Below are 18,088 nucleotides of genomic sequence, written 5' to 3' on the forward strand. Positions count from 1 at the left end.
GTTTATCGCTACGATGACGATTTAGTTGGAAATATTATGACGGGTAAAAAGCGTTCGGCCAGCTCCGGCCGCTGGCTTCAGGAACACTTTAGCGATAAATATGTGCTCCAGGCGCATAAAAAAGGGTTGCGTTCGCGCGCCTGGTTTAAACTTGATGAAATACAACAGGGTGACAAGCTTTTCAAACCCGGCATGACCGTGGTAGATCTGGGTGCTGCACCCGGAGGCTGGTCGCAATATGTGGTACAGCAAATTGGGAACAAAGGGCGAGTCATTGCCTGTGATATCCTGCCAATGGATCCGATAGTCGGTGTCGATTTCCTTCAGGGCGATTTTCGTGAAGAATCGGTGGTCAATGCGCTGCTTGAACGCGTTGGCGATCAAAAAGTTCAGGTTGTCATGTCCGATATGGCGCCGAATATGAGTGGTACACCTGCCGTAGATATTCCCCGGTCGATGTATTTAGTCGAGCTGGCGCTGGAGATGTGTCGGGATATCCTGGCACCTGGCGGCAGTTTTGTAGTGAAAGTGTTTCAGGGAGATGGCTTCGATGAATACCTGCGGGAAATTCGCTCCCTGTTTACGAAAGTGAAAATTCGTAAGCCGGACGCTTCACGTTCACGTTCACGTGAAGTGTATATTGTGGCGACTGGGCGCAAACTATAACCAAATTGCTGGAGAAGTCCGCAGTTTTGCTGCGATTCCATGTATGCGGGATCTATAGTACCCTACGCTATCTGTTAACACCGTTGTAATATGAGGTTAATCCCTTGAGTGACATGGCGAAAAACCTGATTCTCTGGTTAGTCATCGCGGTCGTGCTGATGTCAGTATTCCAGAGCTTTGGGCCCAGCGAGTCGAATGGCCGTCGGGTTGATTATTCAACCTTCCTGTCGGAAGTGAACCAGGATCAGGTCCGCGAGGCACGTATTAACGGGCGTGAAATTAACGTCGTTAAAAAAGACAGCAATAAATACACGACCTACATTCCTGTCAACGATCCCAAGTTGCTCGATAACCTCTTGACCAAAAACGTCAAAGTGGTTGGCGAACCGCCGGAAGAACCAAGCCTGCTGGCTTCAATCTTCATTTCGTGGTTCCCGATGTTGCTGCTGATCGGTGTGTGGATCTTCTTTATGCGTCAGATGCAGGGCGGCGGCGGTAAGGGCGCGATGTCCTTCGGCAAGAGCAAAGCCCGCATGTTGACGGAAGACCAGATTAAAACCACTTTCGCCGACGTAGCAGGTTGTGACGAAGCGAAAGATGAAGTTGCTGAACTGGTGGAATATCTGCGTGAGCCAAGCCGTTTCCAGAAGCTGGGCGGTAAGATTCCAAAAGGCGTTCTGATGGTGGGGCCACCGGGTACCGGTAAAACCTTGCTGGCAAAAGCGATTGCCGGTGAAGCGAAGGTGCCTTTCTTTACCATCTCCGGTTCTGACTTTGTGGAAATGTTTGTCGGTGTCGGTGCATCCCGTGTGCGTGACATGTTCGAACAGGCCAAAAAAGCGGCTCCGTGCATCATCTTTATCGATGAGATCGACGCAGTCGGTCGTCAGCGTGGCGCCGGTTTAGGCGGTGGACATGACGAACGTGAGCAGACGCTGAACCAGATGCTGGTTGAGATGGATGGTTTCGAAGGTAACGAAGGTATTATTGTTATCGCCGCAACTAACCGTCCTGACGTACTGGACCCTGCGCTGCTGCGTCCAGGTCGCTTTGACCGTCAGGTTGTAGTTGGCCTGCCAGATGTTCGCGGTCGTGAGCAGATCCTGAAAGTGCATATGCGTCGTGTGCCGCTGGCAACTGATGTTGATGCAGCAATCATTGCACGTGGTACGCCAGGCTTCTCGGGTGCCGATCTGGCCAACCTTGTTAACGAAGCAGCGCTGTTCGCGGCCCGTTCAAACAAGCGTGTGGTTTCGATGGTAGAGTTCGAGAAAGCGAAAGACAAAATCATGATGGGTGCGGAACGTCGCTCCATGGTGATGACGGAATCGCAGAAAGAGTCAACTGCCTACCACGAAGCAGGCCACGCCATTATTGGTCGCCTGGTGCCAGAGCATGACCCGGTTCATAAAGTAACGATTATCCCGCGCGGTCGCGCACTGGGTGTGACCTTCTTCCTGCCTGAAGGCGACGCGATCAGCGCCAGCCGTCAGAAACTGGAAAGCCAGATCTCAACGCTTTACGGCGGTCGTCTGGCAGAAGAGATCATCTATGGTGCAGAACGTGTTTCTACCGGTGCGTCCAACGATATTAAAGTTGCGACCAATCTGGCACGTAACATGGTGACGCAGTGGGGCTTCTCTGAAAAACTGGGCCCGTTGCTCTATGCAGAAGAAGAGGGTGAAGTGTTCCTCGGACGTTCTGTCGCGAAAGCGAAACATATGTCTGATGAAACGGCCCGCATCATCGACCAGGAAGTTAAGCACCTGATCGACAGCAACTACCAGCGTGCTCGTCAGATTCTGGGTGAGAACATGGACATCCTTCACGCGATGAAAGACGCGCTGATGAAGTATGAAACCATTGATGCACCGCAGATCGACGACCTGATGGCGCGCCGCGAAGTGCGTCCGCCAGCGGGCTGGGAAGATCCAGGCAGCAACTCAGACAGCAACGGTACGCCAAAGGCGCCACGTCCGGTTGATGAACCGCGTACGCCAAACCCAGGCAATACCATGTCAGAGCAGTACAACAAATAAGACGTAACATCGTCAGACAAAACCCCGGCTGGTCCGGGGTTTTTTACATCCAGATATTGATCAGCAAGGAGTTTCCGCCATGAAGTTGTTCGCCCGTGATTCCCATCTCGATTTATCTTTTCCACATGTGATGGGCATTCTTAACGTCACGCCGGACTCTTTTTCAGATGGTGGAAAGCATAACGCGCTGGTTGATGCGCTGACGCATACCAATGAGATGGTCAATGCAGGCGCAACCATCATCGATGTGGGTGGGGAATCAACCCGTCCTGGCGCGGATGAAGTGAGTGTGGAGGAGGAGCTGGAGCGGGTGATTCCGGTCATCGATGCCATTGCCCAGCGTTTCGAAGTCTGGATTTCAGTGGACACCTCTAAAGCCGATGTCATCCGGGAAGCCGCGCGAGTGGGTGCTCACATCATTAACGACGTGCGTTCACTTTCCGAACCCGGAGCACTGGAAGCCGCCGCCTCGACCGGGCTGCCCGTCTGTTTAATGCATATGCAGGGCGAACCGCGCACCATGCAGCAGGCACCGGTTTACGAAAATATTTTAAGCGAAGTGGACACTTACTTCGCTCAGCAGATAGCGCGCTGCGAAGCAGCGGGCATGAAAAAAGAGCGTCTGATACTCGACCCGGGCTTCGGTTTCGGTAAAAATCTCAGCCACAATTATGAACTGCTGGCTCATCTTGGCGATTTTCACCACTTCGGCCTGCCGCTGTTAGTGGGGATGTCGCGTAAATCGATGATTGGCCAGCTGTTAAACGTCGGCCCGTCACAGCGTTTAACCGGCAGCCTGAGTTGCGCGGTGATTGCTGCTATGCAGGGCGCGCAGATTATTCGCGCCCATAATGTAAAAGAGACGGCTGAAGCGATGCGCGTGGTCGAAGCGACCCGAAGAGCAAAAGGAGTATCATGAGTAATCGTAAATATTTCGGTACAGACGGCATTCGCGGCAAAGTCGGTGAAGCACCCATCACCCCCGATTTCGTCCTGAAGCTGGGCTGGGCCGCAGGTAAAGTGCTGGCGCGCCACGGTTCAAAGAAGATCATCATCGGTAAAGATACCCGTATCTCTGGTTATATGCTGGAGTCCGCGCTGGAAGCCGGTCTCGCTGCAGCAGGCCTGACGGCCGCCTTTACCGGCCCGATGCCGACACCAGCCATCGCCTATCTGACCCGTACCTTCCGTGCAGAGGCGGGCATTGTGATTTCAGCGTCACATAACCCCTTTGACGACAACGGGATTAAATTCTTCTCGTCCGAGGGCACCAAACTGCCCGACGATGTTGAAGAGGCGATTGAGCTGGAGATGGAAAAGCCGATTACCTGCGTTGAATCAGCGCAGTTAGGCCGCGCCAGCCGCATCGTCGATGCAGCAGGGCGTTACATTGAGTTCTGCAAAGGGACGTTCCCCAGCGAACTGAATCTGAATGGCCTGAAAATTGTGGTCGACTGCGCCAATGGTGCCACCTACCACATTGCGCCGAATGTATTGCGTGAACTGGGCGCGACGGTGATTGCTATCGGTGTCCAGCCAGACGGCATGAACATCAACAAAGAGTGCGGTGCCACCGATCTCAAACTGCTGCAGCAGCGCGTGCTGGCGGAGAAGGCCGATATCGGCCTGGCCTACGACGGCGACGGCGATCGCATCATGATGATTGACCATCTGGGTGACAAAGTTGATGGCGACCAGATCCTCTACATCATTGCGCGTGAAGCCCTGCGTCAGGGACAGCTTCGCGGCGGCGTCGTGGGTACGCTGATGAGTAACATGGGGCTGGAGTTAGCGCTGAAACAGCTTGGCATTCCGTTTACCCGTGCCAAAGTCGGTGACCGTTATGTACTGGAGAAGATGCAGGAGAAGGGCTGGCGTCTCGGTGCAGAGAACTCCGGTCATGTGATCCTGCTGGATAAAACCACAACCGGTGACGGTATCGTTGCAAGTTTGCAAGTGCTCACTGCGATGGTGCGTAACCACATGAGCCTGCACGATCTCTGTAGTGGCATGAAGATGCTGCCGCAGGTCCTGGTTAACGTACGCTTTGCGGGCGAACATGATCCGCTTCAGAGTGACGCGGTAAAAGCTGTCACGGCCGAAGTGGAAAAAGCGCTGGCGGGTCGCGGACGCGTTCTGCTGCGTAAATCAGGTACTGAGCCATTGATTCGTGTCATGGTCGAAGGCGAAAATGAGGCGCAGGTTACCGAACTGGCGAATCGCATCGCCGACCAGGTCAAGGCCGTTTAAAACCGTAACAGGCGGTCTGCAGGGTGCTGAACTGCCTGTAAAATCACCGGGATGGCGTTTTTTTCTGCAAACAGTATGGGTAGTAAAAATTGCACTTGCAGAGATATGCGCCTTTGGTTAGTATTCACACCCGCTTCTGATGGGTGATGACGAGACTCCCCATCAATACTGGTTGAAGCTTTAACTGTACGATTACCGTGCAAGGAACAGGATGATATGTACCAAGCTCTTTTAGTAGTTTTCCTTATTGTAGCTATCGCCCTCGTGGGTATGATCATGCTGCAGCAAGGCAAAGGCGCTGATATGGGAGCCTCATTCGGTGCAGGCGCATCCGGTACGGTGTTTGGTTCTTCGGGTTCAGGTAACTTCATGACTCGTACAACCGGCATCTTAGCAGCGCTGTTTTTCATCATCAGCCTGGTTCTGGGTAATCTGAACAGCAATAAAGCGTCTAAAGGAAGCGAGTGGGAAAATCTTTCTGCGCCGGCGCAGTCTTCTCAACAGACTGAAAAGCCAGCTCAACCGGTAACGCCGGGCAGCGATATTCCTAAGTAAGGTCGTCAGCACAACGAATCGTTGTGATCAGTGCAGTGCCGTGGTGGTGGAATTGGTAGACACGCTACCTTGAGGTGGTAGTGCCCGATTGGGCTTACGGGTTCAAGTCCCGTCCTCGGTACCAAATAGCAGTATACCTTGCATTTTATGCAGGTCTGGCGTATTATTCGCCACGTTTTCGGACGCGGGGTGGAGCAGCCTGGTAGCTCGTCGGGCTCATAACCCGAAGGTCGTCGGTTCAAATCCGGCCCCCGCAACCAATTTTCCCTTTGAGTTCTTTTTCAAATATACTGTATGCATCGACGGACGCATTCACGGTTATTTTTTGAAAGAAAATTCTTTGGATGGAGTCCGGGCCGCATTGCGGCATACAGGGTCCAGTGATTAAAAGCCCCGAATATTCGGGGTTTTTTGTTATTAGCGAATCGTAATACTGGGCTATAGGCCCTTTTTTTATGTCTTGGGGGTGGGCTTGTCCACATTAGAGCAAAAATTGACAGAGTTGGTATCGGCTCCCGTAGAAGCGCTGGGTTACGAACTGGTTGGAATTGAATTCGTTCGTAGTCGCACATCTATCCTGCGCATCTATATTGATAGTGAAGATGGCATCAATGTCGATGATTGCGCCGATGTCAGCCACCAGGTAAGTGCGGTAATGGATGTTGAAGATCCCATTACGGTCCCTTACAACCTAGAAGTCTCTTCACCGGGACTCGATCGTCCTCTGTTCACTGCAGAACACTACACCCGCTTTATGGGTGAAGAAGTGAGTCTGGTGTTGCGTATGGCCGTGCAGAACCGCCGTAAATGGCAGGGAACCATTAAGTCAGTTGATGGCGAGATGATCACGGTGCACGTTGAGGGTAGCGATGAAGTGTTCGCACTGAGTAATATTCAGAAAGCGAACCTGGTCCCCCACTTTTAAAAGTCCGGATTGAGGCTAACCAGGATGAACAAAGAGATCTTAGCTGTTGTAGAAGCCGTTTCTAACGAAAAAGCCCTGCCGCGTGAGAAAATCTTCGAAGCGCTGGAGAGCGCGCTGGCGACTGCGACCAAGAAAAAGTATGAGCAGGAAATTGAGGTACGCGTCAGCATTGATCGCCGCAGTGGCGATTTCGATACTTTCCGCCGCTGGGAAATCGTAGAAGAGGTGACACAGCCGACGCGCGAGATCACGCTGGATGCGGCCCGCTTCGAAGATGAAGCATTCAATCTGGGCGAATATGTCGAAGATCAGATTGAATCGGTCACCTTTGACCGTATCACCACTCAGACCGCTAAGCAGGTTATCGTGCAAAAAGTGCGCGAAGCTGAGCGCGCAATGGTGGTTGATCAGTTCCGTGAGCAGGAAGGCGAAATTATCACGGGCGTGGTGAAGAAAGTTAACCGCGACAACATCTCCCTCGACTTAGGCAGCAATGCCGAAGCGGTGATTCTGCGCGAAGATATGCTGCCGCGTGAAAACTTCCGTCCAGGCGACCGTATTCGTGGCGTACTCTACTCTGTACGTCCGGAAGCGCGTGGCGCGCAGCTGTTCGTGACGCGTTCTAAACCAGAAATGCTGATTGAACTGTTCCGCATCGAGGTGCCAGAAATTGGCGAAGAACTGATTGAAATTAAAGCCGCTGCCCGTGATCCGGGTTCGCGCGCTAAAATTGCAGTCAAAACCAACGACAAACGTATTGATCCGGTGGGTGCCTGTGTGGGCATGCGCGGCGCGCGTGTTCAGGCAGTTTCCAGTGAACTGGGCGGCGAGCGTATCGATATCGTGCTGTGGGACGATAACCCGGCGCAGTTTGTTATTAACGCCATGGCTCCGGCCGATGTGGCGTCAATCGTGGTTGATGAAGATAACCACACCATGGATATCGCCGTAGAAGCTGGCAATCTGGCTCAGGCGATCGGCCGTAACGGCCAAAACGTGCGTCTCGCTTCACAGCTGAGTGGCTGGGAGCTGAACGTGATGACCGTCGATGATCTGCAGGCTAAGCATCAGGCTGAAGCACATGCAGCGATCGATATGTTCACTAAACATCTCGACATCGACGAAGAGTTCGCCACCGTTCTGGTGGAAGAGGGCTTCTCCTCGCTGGAAGAGCTGGCATACGTGCCAATCAACGAGCTGCTGGAAGTCGACGGCCTCGACGAAGAGACCATTGAAGCCCTGCGTGAACGAGCAAAAAATGCGTTAACCACCCTGGCACTGGCGAAAGAAGAGAGTCTTGGAAATCAGGAGCCCGCTGAGGATCTTCTGAATCTTGAAGGCCTCGATCGTGCGCTGGCGTTCCGCCTGGCGTCGAAAGGCGTTTGCACGCTGGAAGATCTCGCTGAGCAAGGTGTTGACGATCTGACGGATATTGAAGGCATGTCTGATGAACAAGCCGGCGCGCTGATTATGGCCGCACGTAATATCTGCTGGTTCGGCGATGACGCGTAATAACAGGAAGGAACAGCATGACAGATGTAACCGTAAAATCGCTGGCCGCAGAAATTCAGACTCCGGTCGATCGCCTGGTACAGCAATTTGCTGATGCGGGGATCCCTAAGTCTGAAAATGACGCGGTGACCCAGCAAGAGAAAGAAACCTTACTATCTCATCTGAACCGTGAACACGGTCAGGTCGGTTCAGCTAAGCTGACGCTGCAGCGTAAAACGCGCAGCACCTTGAATATTCCAGGTACCGGGGGTAAAAGTAAGTCGGTGCAAATTGAAGTCCGCAAAAAGCGTACCTATGTGAAGGGTGATGCAGAGGCTGAGCAAGCTCAGGCAGAAGCTGAAGCCGAGGCGCAGCGTGAAGCGGAAGAGCAGGCGCAACGCGAGGCTGAAGAAAAAGCCCGTCGCGAAGCTGAACAGAAAGCGCAACGTGAAGCCGAAGATAAAGCCAGGCGCGAAGCCGCTGACAAGGCCAAACGTGCAGCAGCGGAAAATGAAAAAGTGACAAATCAACCTACCGACGAAGTGACCAGGGCTGCGCAATCAGACAAAGCCCGTCGCGAAGCTGAAGCTGCCGAACTGAAGCGTAAAGCTGAAGAAGAAGCCCGCCGTAAGCTTGAAGAGGCTGCCCGCCTCGTAGCAGAAGAAGCCCGCCGTCTGGCTGAAGAGAAATCAGCTGAATGGGAAAAACCGGAAGAAGAGGATAAAGGCGACTATCACGTCACCACTTCGACCCATGCCCGTCAGGCGGAAGACGAAAACGACCGTCAGGTTGAAGCAGGTCGTGCGCGTGCGCGTACTACTGCTAAAGCTGCGCGTCCGGCGAAAAAAGGCAACAAACACTCTGAAGCCAAAACTGACCGTGAAGAAGCGCGTGCGCAGGTTCGTGGTGGTAAAGGCGGCAAGCATCGCAAACCTAGCGCACTGCAGCAGGGCTTCAACAAGCCAGCGCAGGCCGTTAACCGCGATGTTGTGATTGGCGAAACTATCACCGTAGCCGAACTGGCTAACAAAATGGCGGTGAAAGGTTCTCTGGTCATTAAAGCGATGATGAGAATGGGCGCCATGGCGACCATTAACCAGGTCATCGACCAGGAAACTGCACAGCTCGTTGCCGAAGAGATGGGCCACAAAGTGACCCTGCGTCGTGAGAACGAGCTGGAAGAAGCGGTAATGGACGATCGTGATACTGATGCTGCGCAGGAGTCTCGTGCTCCGGTTGTCACCATCATGGGCCACGTCGACCACGGTAAAACGTCCCTGCTGGACTATATCCGTTCCACTAAAATCGCCTCTGGCGAAGCGGGCGGTATTACTCAGCACATCGGTGCTTACCACGTTGAAACCGACAACGGTATGGTTACCTTCCTGGATACCCCGGGCCACGCCGCGTTTACCGCGATGCGTGCACGTGGTGCGCAGGCGACCGATATCGTTATCCTGGTGGTTGCAGCAGACGATGGCGTGATGCCACAGACTGTCGAAGCTATTCAGCACGCCAAAGCCGCTAAAGTGCCGGTTGTGGTTGCAGTGAACAAGTGCGATAAGCCAGAAGCGGATCCGGATCGTGTTAAAAACGAACTGACTCAGTACGGTATCATTCCGGAAGAGTGGGGCGGCGAAAACATGTTCGTTAATGTCTCTGCGAAAGCGGGTACCGGCATTGATGACCTGTTAAACGCTATCCTGCTGCAGGCGGAAGTGCTGGAACTGACCGCTATCCGTGAAGGTATGGCAAGCGGCGTGGTGATCGAATCGTTCCTCGACAAAGGTCGTGGTCCGGTTGCCACCGTGCTGGTACGTGAAGGTACGCTGAACAAAGGCGACATCGTTCTTTGTGGTTTCGAATATGGCCGCGTTCGTGCAATGCGTGACGAACTGGGTCGCGAAGTCATGGAAGCGGGTCCATCTATCCCGGTTGAGATTCTGGGCCTGTCCGGCGTGCCGGCTGCGGGTGATGAAGCGACCGTGGTACGTGACGAGAAGAAAGCACGTGAAGTTGCGCTCTATCGTCAGGGCAAATTCCGCGAAGTTAAACTGGCTCGCCAGCAGAAATCTAAGCTCGAGAACATGTTTGCTAACATGACCGAAGGCGAAGTGTCTGAACTGAACATCGTTCTGAAAGCTGACGTTCAGGGTTCTGTGGAAGCAATCTCCGACTCCCTGCAGAAACTCTCCACCGACGAAGTGAAGGTGAAGATTGTGGGTTCAGGCGTGGGCGGGATTACCGAAACCGATGCGACCCTGGCTGCGGCCTCTAACGCCATCCTCCTTGGCTTCAACGTTCGTGCCGATGCCTCTGCGCGTCGCGTCATTGACGCAGAAAGCCTGGATCTGCGCTACTACTCTGTCATCTATAACCTGATTGACGAAGTTAAAGCGGCGATGAGCGGCATGCTGGCACCAGAGTACAAACAGCAGATCATCGGTCTGGCTGCGGTGCGCGATGTGTTCAAATCACCGAAGTTTGGCGCGATTGCCGGTTGTATGGTGACGGAAGGTAACATCAAGCGTCACAATCCAATCCGTGTCCTGCGCGACAACGTGGTAATTTACGAAGGCGAGCTGGAATCTCTGCGTCGCTTTAAAGATGACGTCAACGAAGTGCGTAACGGCATGGAGTGCGGTATCGGCGTGAAGAACTACAACGACGTTCGCGTTGGCGATATGATCGAAGTGTTTGAAATCATCGAAATTAAACGCACCATCGAGTAATAGACTGCTGATGTGTTGCAATTTGGGAGGCCTCTGGCCTCCCGAATTATTTGGGAGAAATAATGATGGCGAAAGAATTTGGTCGCCCGCAGCGCGTTTCACAAGAGCTGCAAAAAGAGATTGCGATGATCCTGCAGCGTGAGATCAAAGATCCACGTCTTGGCATGATGGTCACCGTATCAGGCGTTGAAGTCTCACGCGATCTCGCTTACGCAAAAGTGTTCGTGACTTTCCTCAACGACAAAGATGAAGAAGCGATTAAACATGGCCTGAAAGCGCTGAAAGAAGCGTCAGGTTATATCCGCATTCTGCTGGGCAAAGCGATGCGTCTGCGTATCGTGCCTGAGCTGACTTTCTTCTACGACAACTCGTTAGTCGAAGGGATGCGCATGTCCAATCTCGTCACCAGCGTCGTGAAGAACGATACTGAGCGCCGTGGTCCGGACGCCACTGGCGATGACGAGGAGGCGTAATGAGTCGTCCGCGTCGTCGCGGTCGCGACGTCCATGGCGTGTTGTTGCTGGATAAGCCACAAGGCGTCTCGTCGAATGATGTCCTGCAGAAAGTGAAGCGTATCTTTAACGCGAATCGCGCAGGACATACCGGCGCGCTGGATCCTCTGGCTACCGGCATGTTGCCGATCTGCCTGGGTGAAGCGACGAAGTTTTCGCAGTATCTGCTCGATTCCGATAAACGCTATCGCGTGATTGCCCGACTGGGCGAGCGGACCGACACGTCAGACGCCGATGGCAACATCGTGCAGACGCGTCCGGTCAGCTTCAGTCAGGCCGATCTGGACAGTGCTCTGGAGAGCTTCCGCGGCGAAACGCTGCAGGTGCCTTCTATGTTTTCGGCACTGAAGCATCAGGGACGTCCGCTGTATGAATATGCGCGTCAGGGCATTGAGATTGCGCGTGAACCGCGCCCCATCACTGTCTATGAGCTGCAATTTATTCGCTGGCAGGATAACGAGCTGGAGCTGGAAATTCACTGCTCCAAAGGCACCTATATCCGCACCATCATCGATGACCTGGGCGAAAAGCTGGGATGCGGTGCGCACGTGATTATGCTGCGTCGCGTGCAGGTTGCCCGTTATCCGTATGAAAGGATGGTGACGCTGGAACAGCTCAACACCCTGCTGACGGAAGCCACAGAAGCCGGCATTCCACTGGAAACGCAGCTCGATCCGCTGTTGTTGCCGATGGACAGCCCCGCCTGTGATTTCCCTGAAGTGAATATCCCGCCTGCCGTGGCAGATTTCTTCCGCCAGGGACAGCCGGTACAGACCAGTAATGCGCCTGCCCAGGGGCTGGTAAGGGTATCGGAAGGCGAAGCGCGTAAGTTTATCGGTATGGCAGAAATTGCCGACGATGGCCGGCTTGCGCCACGTCGTTTAGTGGTTGAGTATCAGGATTGAGCCAGGCGTTCACTTTTCGCTGATGGGGCATTTGCGTTGCTATCGGGCGCAGAGTAGAATAGCGCGGCTTTAAAGCGGGATGCTGAATTAGAGATCGGCACCCATACATTCATTTATTACTGGAGTTTATTATGTCTCTAAGCGTAGAAGCTAAAGCGGAGATCGTTGCTAAATATGGCCGTGGTGCTAACGACAGCGGTTCAACTGAAGTTCAGGTTGCCCTGTTGACCGCGCAGATTACCCATCTGCAGGGTCACTTCTCTGAGCACAAAAAAGACCACCACAGCCGCCGCGGTCTGCTGCGCATGGTATCTCAGCGTCGTAAGCTGCTGGACTACCTGAAGCGTAAAGACGTTGCACGCTACAGCAGCCTGATCGAAAGTCTCGGTCTGCGTCGCTAAGTCTGAAGAATCTGATCGTCGGGGCATTATGCGGGCTTTTGCACTCTGTGCAGCTTACGATCAGATTTGTGCGAGTTTCGTGAAGAGGGGGCCTTTATGGCCCCTTTTTTCGAGCAATCGGCAGCAATCCGGACCAAACTGATGTATTGTTGCTTAGTGTGATCTTTAGTTTGCAGAATTTCGCGCGGCTAATGAGAGGCTTTACCGCAGGGGCGGTCGAGGGTTGTCATTAGTCGCGAGGATGCAACTGAAGATTGGTAATCAATGGCGGGCTACAGATAGCCATGCCCCGAAGTTAAGGACTTTGATTTTGCTGAATCCGATCGTACGCAAATTCCAATATGGTCAACATACCGTCACGCTGGAAACCGGCATGATGGCTCGCCAGGCGACAGCCGCTGTTATGGTGAGCATGGACGATACTGCAGTATTCGTCACTGTAGTAGGTCAGAAAAAATCTAAACCAGGTCAGGATTTCTTCCCACTGACCGTGAACTATCAGGAGCGTACTTACGCTGCTGGTCGTATCCCAGGCAGCTTCTTCCGTCGTGAAGGCCGTCCAAGCGAAGGCGAAACCCTGATTTCGCGTCTGATTGACCGCCCGATTCGTCCGCTGTTCCCGGAAGGTTTTGTTAACGAAGTTCAGGTTATCGCCACTGTTGTCTCTGTGAACCCACAGGTTCATCCGGACATCGTTGCCATGATCGGTGCTTCTGCTGCACTGGCGCTTTCTGGTCTGCCGTTCAATGGCCCAATTGGTTCTGCGCGTGTTGGTTACATCAACGATCAATATGTCCTGAACCCAACCGCAGATGAGCTGAAACAGTCTCGTCTGGATCTGGTGGTTGCCGGTACGCAGAATGCCGTTCTGATGGTTGAATCTGAAGCTGAGATCCTGTCAGAAGAGCAGATGCTGGGCGCCGTGGTCTTTGGTCACGACCAGCAGCAGATTGTTATCGAAAACATCAATGCCCTGGTTGCTGAAGCGGGCAAACCACGCTGGGACTGGCAGCCAGAAGCGGCCAATACCGCACTGATTTCTCGCGTTGCTGCCCTGGCAGAAGCGCGCATCAGCGATGCTTACCGCATCACTGACAAGCAGGAGCGTTACACCCAGGTTGGCGTCATTAAAGACGAAACCATCGCTGCGCTGCTGGCTGAAGATGAAACGCTGGATGGTTCAGAAATCGGCGACATCGTGCATAGCCTTGAAAAAACCGTCGTTCGTACTCGCATCCTGAATGGCGAGCCACGCATCGATGGTCGTGAAAAAGATATGATCCGTGGTCTGGATGTGCGTACTGGCGTATTGCCACGTACACACGGTTCATCACTGTTCACTCGTGGTGAGACGCAGGCACTGGTTACTGCAACGCTGGGTACGACCCGCGATGCGCAGAACCTTGATGAGCTGATGGGTGAACGTACCGACAGCTTCCTGTTCCATTACAACTTCCCTCCATACTCTGTCGGCGAAACCGGCATGGTAGGTTCGCCGAAGCGTCGTGAGATTGGTCACGGTCGTCTGGCGAAGCGCGGCGTGTTAGCGGTAATGCCTAAAGCGGAAGATTTCCCTTACACCATTCGTGTTGTTTCTGAAATCACCGAATCTAACGGCTCTTCTTCAATGGCCTCTGTCTGCGGTGCCTCACTGGCGCTGATGGATGCAGGTGTGCCAATCAAAGCCGCCGTTGCCGGTATCGCAATGGGTCTGGTGAAAGAAGATGAGAAGTTTGTTGTTCTGTCTGACATCCTGGGCGATGAAGATCACCTGGGCGACATGGACTTCAAAGTAGCTGGTAGCCGTGAAGGTATCACTGCGCTGCAGATGGACATCAAAATCGAAGGCATCACGCGTGAAATCATGCAGGAAGCGCTGAACCAGGCCCGTGGTGCACGTCTGCACATTCTGGGCGTTATGGAACAGGCTATCAGCACACCGCGTACTGAGATTTCTGAATTCGCACCACGCATTTACACCATCAAAATCAGCTCTGACAAGATCAAAGATGTGATCGGTAAAGGCGGCTCAGTGATTCGTGCACTGACCGAAGAGACCGGCACAACGATTGAAATTGAAGATGACGGCACCGTGAAAATCGCTGCGACCGATGGTCTGAAAGCGAAAGAAGCGATTCGTCGTATCGAAGAGATTACCGCAGAGATCGAAGTGGGCCGCGTTTACAGTGGTAAAGTGACCCGTATCGTTGACTTCGGCGCCTTCGTTGCAATCGGCGGTGGTAAAGAAGGTCTGGTTCACATTTCACAAATCGCTGATAAGCGCGTTGAGAAAGTGACCGACTATCTGCAGATGGGTCAGGAAGTACCGGTTAAGGTGATGGAAGTTGATCGCCAGGGCCGTGTACGTCTGAGCATCAAAGAAGCGACAGAATCTAAGCCGCAGGCTGAAGAAGCTGTCGCGGTGACCACGCCTGACGCTGCTGAATAAGTCGTTGCTGATTTGCCCCTCTCTGCCTGGCAGAGAGGGGCGTTTGTATCATCGCGAGGGCGGGAATCCTTGTGCACAGCAGGCGGATGACAGGATGGTTATCCCAATGTTTGTATTCGGGAGTGGGAAATGAAGCCTTTTCTGCGCTGGTGTTTTGTTGCGACAGCTTTGACGCTGGCAGGATGCAGCAACTCCAATTGGCGTAAGAACGAAGTTCTTGCAGTGCCTTTACAGCCCACACTGCAGCAGGAAGTGATACTGGCGCGCATGGAACAAATTCTTGCCAGTCGCGCTCTCACCGATGATGAACGCGCACAGCTGTTATATGAGCGCGGAGTGTTGTATGATAGTTTAGGTCTGCGGGCATTAGCGCGGAACGATTTTTCGCAAGCGCTGTCTATAAGACCAGATATGCCCGAAGTGTTTAACTACTTAGGCATATATTTAACGCAGGCGGGCAACTTTGATGCCGCCTATGAAGCGTTTGATTCTGTACTTGAGCTTGATCCAACTTACAACTATGCGCATTTAAACCGTGGTATCGCCCTCTATTACGGCGGTCGATACAAGTTAGCGCAAGATGATCTGCTGGCGTTTTATCAAGACGATCCTAACGATCCTTTCCGCAGTTTGTGGCTCTATCTCGTTGAACGTGAGATGGATGTCGACAAGGCAAAAGTCGCGCTTCAACAGCGTCACGACAAAGCGGTCAGAGATCAATGGGGATGGAATATTGTCGAGTTCTACCTTGGAGATATCAACGAGAAAACGTTGATGGAAAGTCTCAAGGCGGACGCAACGGATAACACCTCGCTCGCTGAACATCTCAGTGAAACCAACTTCTATTTAGGTAAGTACTACCTAAGTCTGGGGGAGAAGGACGACGCGAAAGCGTTGTTCAAACTGGCGGTGGCCAACAACGTCAATAACTTTGTTGAACACCGATACGCATTGTTGGAACTGGCGCAACTCGGCCAGGCACAAGACGATTTATCAGAATCTGACCAGCAATAGCTGACGAACTTAATTTGCCTGTAAAACCTGTTAAGTCATCATCTTAAAGGATGAAGGCTTTTCTGTTCGTCAAAACTTTTAATTTGAGCCGGTTCACACTTTTTGATGAAAATGACTGAAAGTTTTCACGACGAGTTATGTAGACTGGCCGCCGCAATCTAAGAGGCACGTGTACTACATGACTGATATTCAAACCACTTTTGCTGACCTTGGCCTGAACGCCGACATCCTTGAATCACTGAATGGCATGGGCTACGTAAAGCCATCCCCAATCCAGGCTGAGTGTATTCCTCACCTGCTGGCGGGCCGTGACGTGTTAGGCATGGCGCAGACCGGGAGTGGTAAAACCGCGGCGTTCTCTCTGCCGCTGTTACACAACATTGATCCTACTGTTAAAGCGCCACAAATCCTGGTGCTGGCACCTACCCGCGAACTGGCGGTACAGGTTGCTGAAGCAGTTACCGAATTCTCTAAACACATGCGTGGCCTGAACGTGGTTGCCCTTTACGGCGGCCAGCGTTATGACGTGCAGCTGCGCGCACTGCGTCAGGGACCACAGGTTGTTGTGGGTACGCCTGGCCGTCTGCTTGACCACCTGAAACGCGGCACGTTAGACCTTTCTAACCTGCGTGGCCTGGTACTGGATGAAGCAGACGAAATGCTGCGCATGGGCTTCATCGAAGACGTTGAAACCATCATGGCGCAAATTCCAGCCGATCATCAGACCGCGCTGTTCTCTGCAACCATGCCGGAAGCGATTCGTCGTATCACCAAACGCTTCATGAAAGATCCACAGGAAGTGCGTATTCAGTCAAGCCTGACCACGCGTCCTGATATCAGCCAGAGCTACTGGACCGCTTACGGTCGTAAAACAGACGCACTGGTTCGCTTCCTGGAAGCAGAAGACTTTGATGCTGCCATCATCTTCGTGCGTACCAAAAACGCAACCATGGAAGTGGCAGAAGCGCTGGAACGTAGTGGCTATAACAGCGCCGCGCTGAACGGTGACATGAACCAGGCTCTGCGTGAGCAGACGCTTGAGCGCCTGAAAGATGGTCGTCTCGACATTCTGATTGCAACCGACGTTGCGGCCCGTGGCCTGGACGTTGAGCGCATCAGCCTGGTTGTTAACTACGACATCCCGATGGACTCAGAATCTTACGTTCACCGTATCGGCCGTACCGGTCGTGCTGGTCGTGCTGGCCGTGCGCTGCTGTTCGTTGAGAACCGCGAACGCCGTCTGCTGCGTAACATCGAACGTACCATGAAGCTGACCATTCCTGAGGTAGAACTGCCTAACGCAGAACTGCTGGGTGAGCGTCGTCTGGCTAAGTTCGCTGCTAAAGTTCAGCAGCAGCTGGAAAGCAGCGATCTGGATCAGTACCGTGCTCTGCTGGCTAAAATGCAGCCAGAAGACGAAATGGATCTGGAAACACTGGCAGCCGCACTGCTGAAGATGGCACAGGGCGAACGTCCTCTGATTCTGCCACCAGAAGCACCGCGTCCGGCACGTCGCGAATACCGCGATCGTGACGAGCGTGATGGCCGTCGTGACAGCCGTGAAGCGCGTGGCGATTCTCGTGCTCCGCGTGAAAACCGCGAAAGCCGTGATGGCGATCGTCCACGTCGCGAACGTCGTGACGTTGGCGAAATGCAGCTGTACCGCATCGAAGTAGGCCGCGATGATGGTGTTGAAGTTCGTCACATCGTTGGCGCTATCGCTAACGAAGGCGACATCAGCAGCCGTTACATCGGTAACATCAAGCTGTTCGGTACCCACTCGACTATCGAGCTGCCGAAAGGCATGCCAGGCGATGTGCTGCAGCACTTTACCCGTACCCGTATTCTGAACAAGCCGATGAATATGCAGTTACTGGGTGATGCACAGCCGAACGAAGGCCGTGGTGACCGTCGTCCAGCTGGTGCTGGCGGTGAGCGTCGCAGCGGTCCAGGTGCAGGCGGTCCGGGCGCAGCTAACCGTGAAGGTGGTCGTCGCTTCTCTTCTGAACGCCGTGAAGGTGGTCGTGAAGGCGGCGGACGTACTTTCAACCGTGAAGGTAGCCGTGGTCCACGTCGTGAAGAGGGCGCAGCCGCCGCTCCACGTCGTCGTGATGCATAACGACTTAGCGTCGTAACAAAAAGGGAAGCC

At 53.4% G+C, this 18,088-nt stretch carries 15 protein-coding genes and 2 tRNA genes; all 17 read left to right on the top strand.

Features of this window, described 5'->3' with window-relative positions:
* The first annotated feature begins 36 nt into the window (after positions 1-36).
* The 17 genes from rlmE (at position 37) to AC6I8B_RS02235 (ending at position 18,058) form a co-directional block, all read left to right on the top strand.
* Positions 37-666, top strand: coding sequence for a 23S rRNA (uridine(2552)-2'-O)-methyltransferase RlmE (rlmE, locus tag AC6I8B_RS02155; protein ID WP_010251807.1), 630 nt, complete (start codon positions 37-39; stop codon positions 664-666).
* Positions 667-779: 113 nt separating this feature from the next.
* Positions 780-2,705 carry an ATP-dependent zinc metalloprotease FtsH gene (gene ftsH, locus AC6I8B_RS02160; RefSeq protein WP_010251805.1) on the top strand — a complete coding sequence of 642 codons (1,926 nt, stop codon included), beginning with the start codon at positions 780-782 and terminating at the stop codon, positions 2,703-2,705.
* 79 nt (positions 2,706-2,784) lie between these two features.
* A complete protein-coding gene (gene folP, locus AC6I8B_RS02165) occupies positions 2,785-3,624 on the top strand; it encodes a dihydropteroate synthase (protein ID WP_497817565.1) in 840 nt (279 codons plus the stop codon).
* Positions 3,621-4,955, top strand: coding sequence for a phosphoglucosamine mutase (glmM, locus tag AC6I8B_RS02170; RefSeq protein WP_010251799.1), 1,335 nt, complete (start codon positions 3,621-3,623; stop codon positions 4,953-4,955). Before folP ends, glmM begins: the two co-directional genes overlap by 4 nt.
* Positions 4,956-5,171: 216 nt before the next feature.
* On the top strand, positions 5,172-5,510 hold the full coding sequence (gene secG / locus AC6I8B_RS02175) for a preprotein translocase subunit SecG (RefSeq protein WP_010251798.1): 339 nt from the start codon (positions 5,172-5,174) through the stop codon (positions 5,508-5,510).
* 37 nt (positions 5,511-5,547) lie between these two features.
* Positions 5,548-5,634, top strand: a tRNA-Leu gene (locus tag AC6I8B_RS02180).
* A gap of 59 nt (positions 5,635-5,693) precedes the next feature.
* Positions 5,694-5,770 (top strand) — tRNA-Met (locus AC6I8B_RS02185).
* Positions 5,771-5,982: 212 nt separating this feature from the next.
* Complete coding sequence (gene rimP, locus AC6I8B_RS02190) at positions 5,983-6,435, top strand: ribosome maturation factor RimP (RefSeq protein WP_010251795.1); 453 nt, start codon at positions 5,983-5,985, stop codon at positions 6,433-6,435.
* A 24-nt stretch (positions 6,436-6,459) separates the two neighbouring features.
* Positions 6,460-7,947, top strand: coding sequence for a transcription termination factor NusA (nusA, locus tag AC6I8B_RS02195; RefSeq protein WP_010251792.1), 1,488 nt, complete (start codon positions 6,460-6,462; stop codon positions 7,945-7,947).
* A gap of 17 nt (positions 7,948-7,964) precedes the next feature.
* Positions 7,965-10,658 carry a translation initiation factor IF-2 gene (infB, locus tag AC6I8B_RS02200; protein ID WP_010251789.1) on the top strand — a complete coding sequence of 898 codons (2,694 nt, stop codon included), beginning with the start codon at positions 7,965-7,967 and terminating at the stop codon, positions 10,656-10,658.
* Between the two features lie 65 nt (positions 10,659-10,723).
* Positions 10,724-11,131 carry a 30S ribosome-binding factor RbfA gene (gene rbfA / locus AC6I8B_RS02205; protein ID WP_010251785.1) on the top strand — a complete coding sequence of 136 codons (408 nt, stop codon included), beginning with the start codon at positions 10,724-10,726 and terminating at the stop codon, positions 11,129-11,131.
* Positions 11,131-12,075, top strand: coding sequence for a tRNA pseudouridine(55) synthase TruB (gene truB, locus AC6I8B_RS02210; RefSeq protein ID WP_497817566.1), 945 nt, complete (start codon positions 11,131-11,133; stop codon positions 12,073-12,075). The genes rbfA and truB overlap by 1 nt, the downstream gene beginning before the upstream one ends.
* 131 nt (positions 12,076-12,206) lie before the next feature.
* Positions 12,207-12,476 carry a 30S ribosomal protein S15 gene (rpsO, locus tag AC6I8B_RS02215; RefSeq protein WP_003851063.1) on the top strand — a complete coding sequence of 90 codons (270 nt, stop codon included), beginning with the start codon at positions 12,207-12,209 and terminating at the stop codon, positions 12,474-12,476.
* A gap of 310 nt (positions 12,477-12,786) precedes the next feature.
* Positions 12,787-14,925, top strand: coding sequence for a polyribonucleotide nucleotidyltransferase (gene pnp / locus AC6I8B_RS02220; protein WP_010251767.1), 2,139 nt, complete (start codon positions 12,787-12,789; stop codon positions 14,923-14,925).
* A 129-nt stretch (positions 14,926-15,054) separates the two neighbouring features.
* On the top strand, positions 15,055-15,939 hold the full coding sequence (gene nlpI, locus AC6I8B_RS02225) for a lipoprotein NlpI (RefSeq protein WP_010251765.1): 885 nt from the start codon (positions 15,055-15,057) through the stop codon (positions 15,937-15,939).
* 105 nt (positions 15,940-16,044) lie between these two features.
* Positions 16,045-16,101 carry a protein YrbN gene (yrbN, locus tag AC6I8B_RS02230; RefSeq protein WP_098053093.1) on the top strand — a complete coding sequence of 19 codons (57 nt, stop codon included), beginning with the start codon at positions 16,045-16,047 and terminating at the stop codon, positions 16,099-16,101.
* Between the two features lie 16 nt (positions 16,102-16,117).
* Positions 16,118-18,058, top strand: a complete 1,941-nt coding sequence (locus AC6I8B_RS02235) for a DEAD/DEAH family ATP-dependent RNA helicase (RefSeq protein WP_010251762.1) — start codon at positions 16,118-16,120, stop codon at positions 18,056-18,058.
* Positions 18,059-18,088 lie beyond the last annotated feature (30 nt).

It is taken from the genome of Pantoea sp. X-Soil-ISGK-285 (assembly GCF_059730815.1).

Excerpts from the sequence above, each read along its gene's own strand:
- rbfA (WP_010251785.1), top strand. The coding sequence starts at position 10,724 with ATGGCGAAAGAATTTGGTCGCCCGCAGCGCGTTTCACAAGAGCTGCAA.
- AC6I8B_RS02235 (WP_010251762.1), top strand. The coding sequence starts at position 16,118 with ATGACTGATATTCAAACCACTTTTGCTGACCTTGGCCTGAACGCCGAC.
- infB (WP_010251789.1), top strand. The coding sequence starts at position 7,965 with ATGACAGATGTAACCGTAAAATCGCTGGCCGCAGAAATTCAGACTCCG.
- rlmE (WP_010251807.1), top strand. The coding sequence starts at position 37 with ATGACGGGTAAAAAGCGTTCGGCCAGCTCCGGCCGCTGGCTTCAGGAA.
- nusA (WP_010251792.1), top strand. The coding sequence starts at position 6,460 with ATGAACAAAGAGATCTTAGCTGTTGTAGAAGCCGTTTCTAACGAAAAA.
- folP (WP_497817565.1), top strand. The coding sequence starts at position 2,785 with ATGAAGTTGTTCGCCCGTGATTCCCATCTCGATTTATCTTTTCCACAT.
- truB (WP_497817566.1), top strand. The coding sequence starts at position 11,131 with ATGAGTCGTCCGCGTCGTCGCGGTCGCGACGTCCATGGCGTGTTGTTG.
- secG (WP_010251798.1), top strand. The coding sequence starts at position 5,172 with ATGTACCAAGCTCTTTTAGTAGTTTTCCTTATTGTAGCTATCGCCCTC.
- nlpI (WP_010251765.1), top strand. The coding sequence starts at position 15,055 with ATGAAGCCTTTTCTGCGCTGGTGTTTTGTTGCGACAGCTTTGACGCTG.
- rpsO (WP_003851063.1), top strand. The coding sequence starts at position 12,207 with ATGTCTCTAAGCGTAGAAGCTAAAGCGGAGATCGTTGCTAAATATGGC.
- glmM (WP_010251799.1), top strand. The coding sequence starts at position 3,621 with ATGAGTAATCGTAAATATTTCGGTACAGACGGCATTCGCGGCAAAGTC.
- ftsH (WP_010251805.1), top strand. The coding sequence starts at position 780 with ATGGCGAAAAACCTGATTCTCTGGTTAGTCATCGCGGTCGTGCTGATG.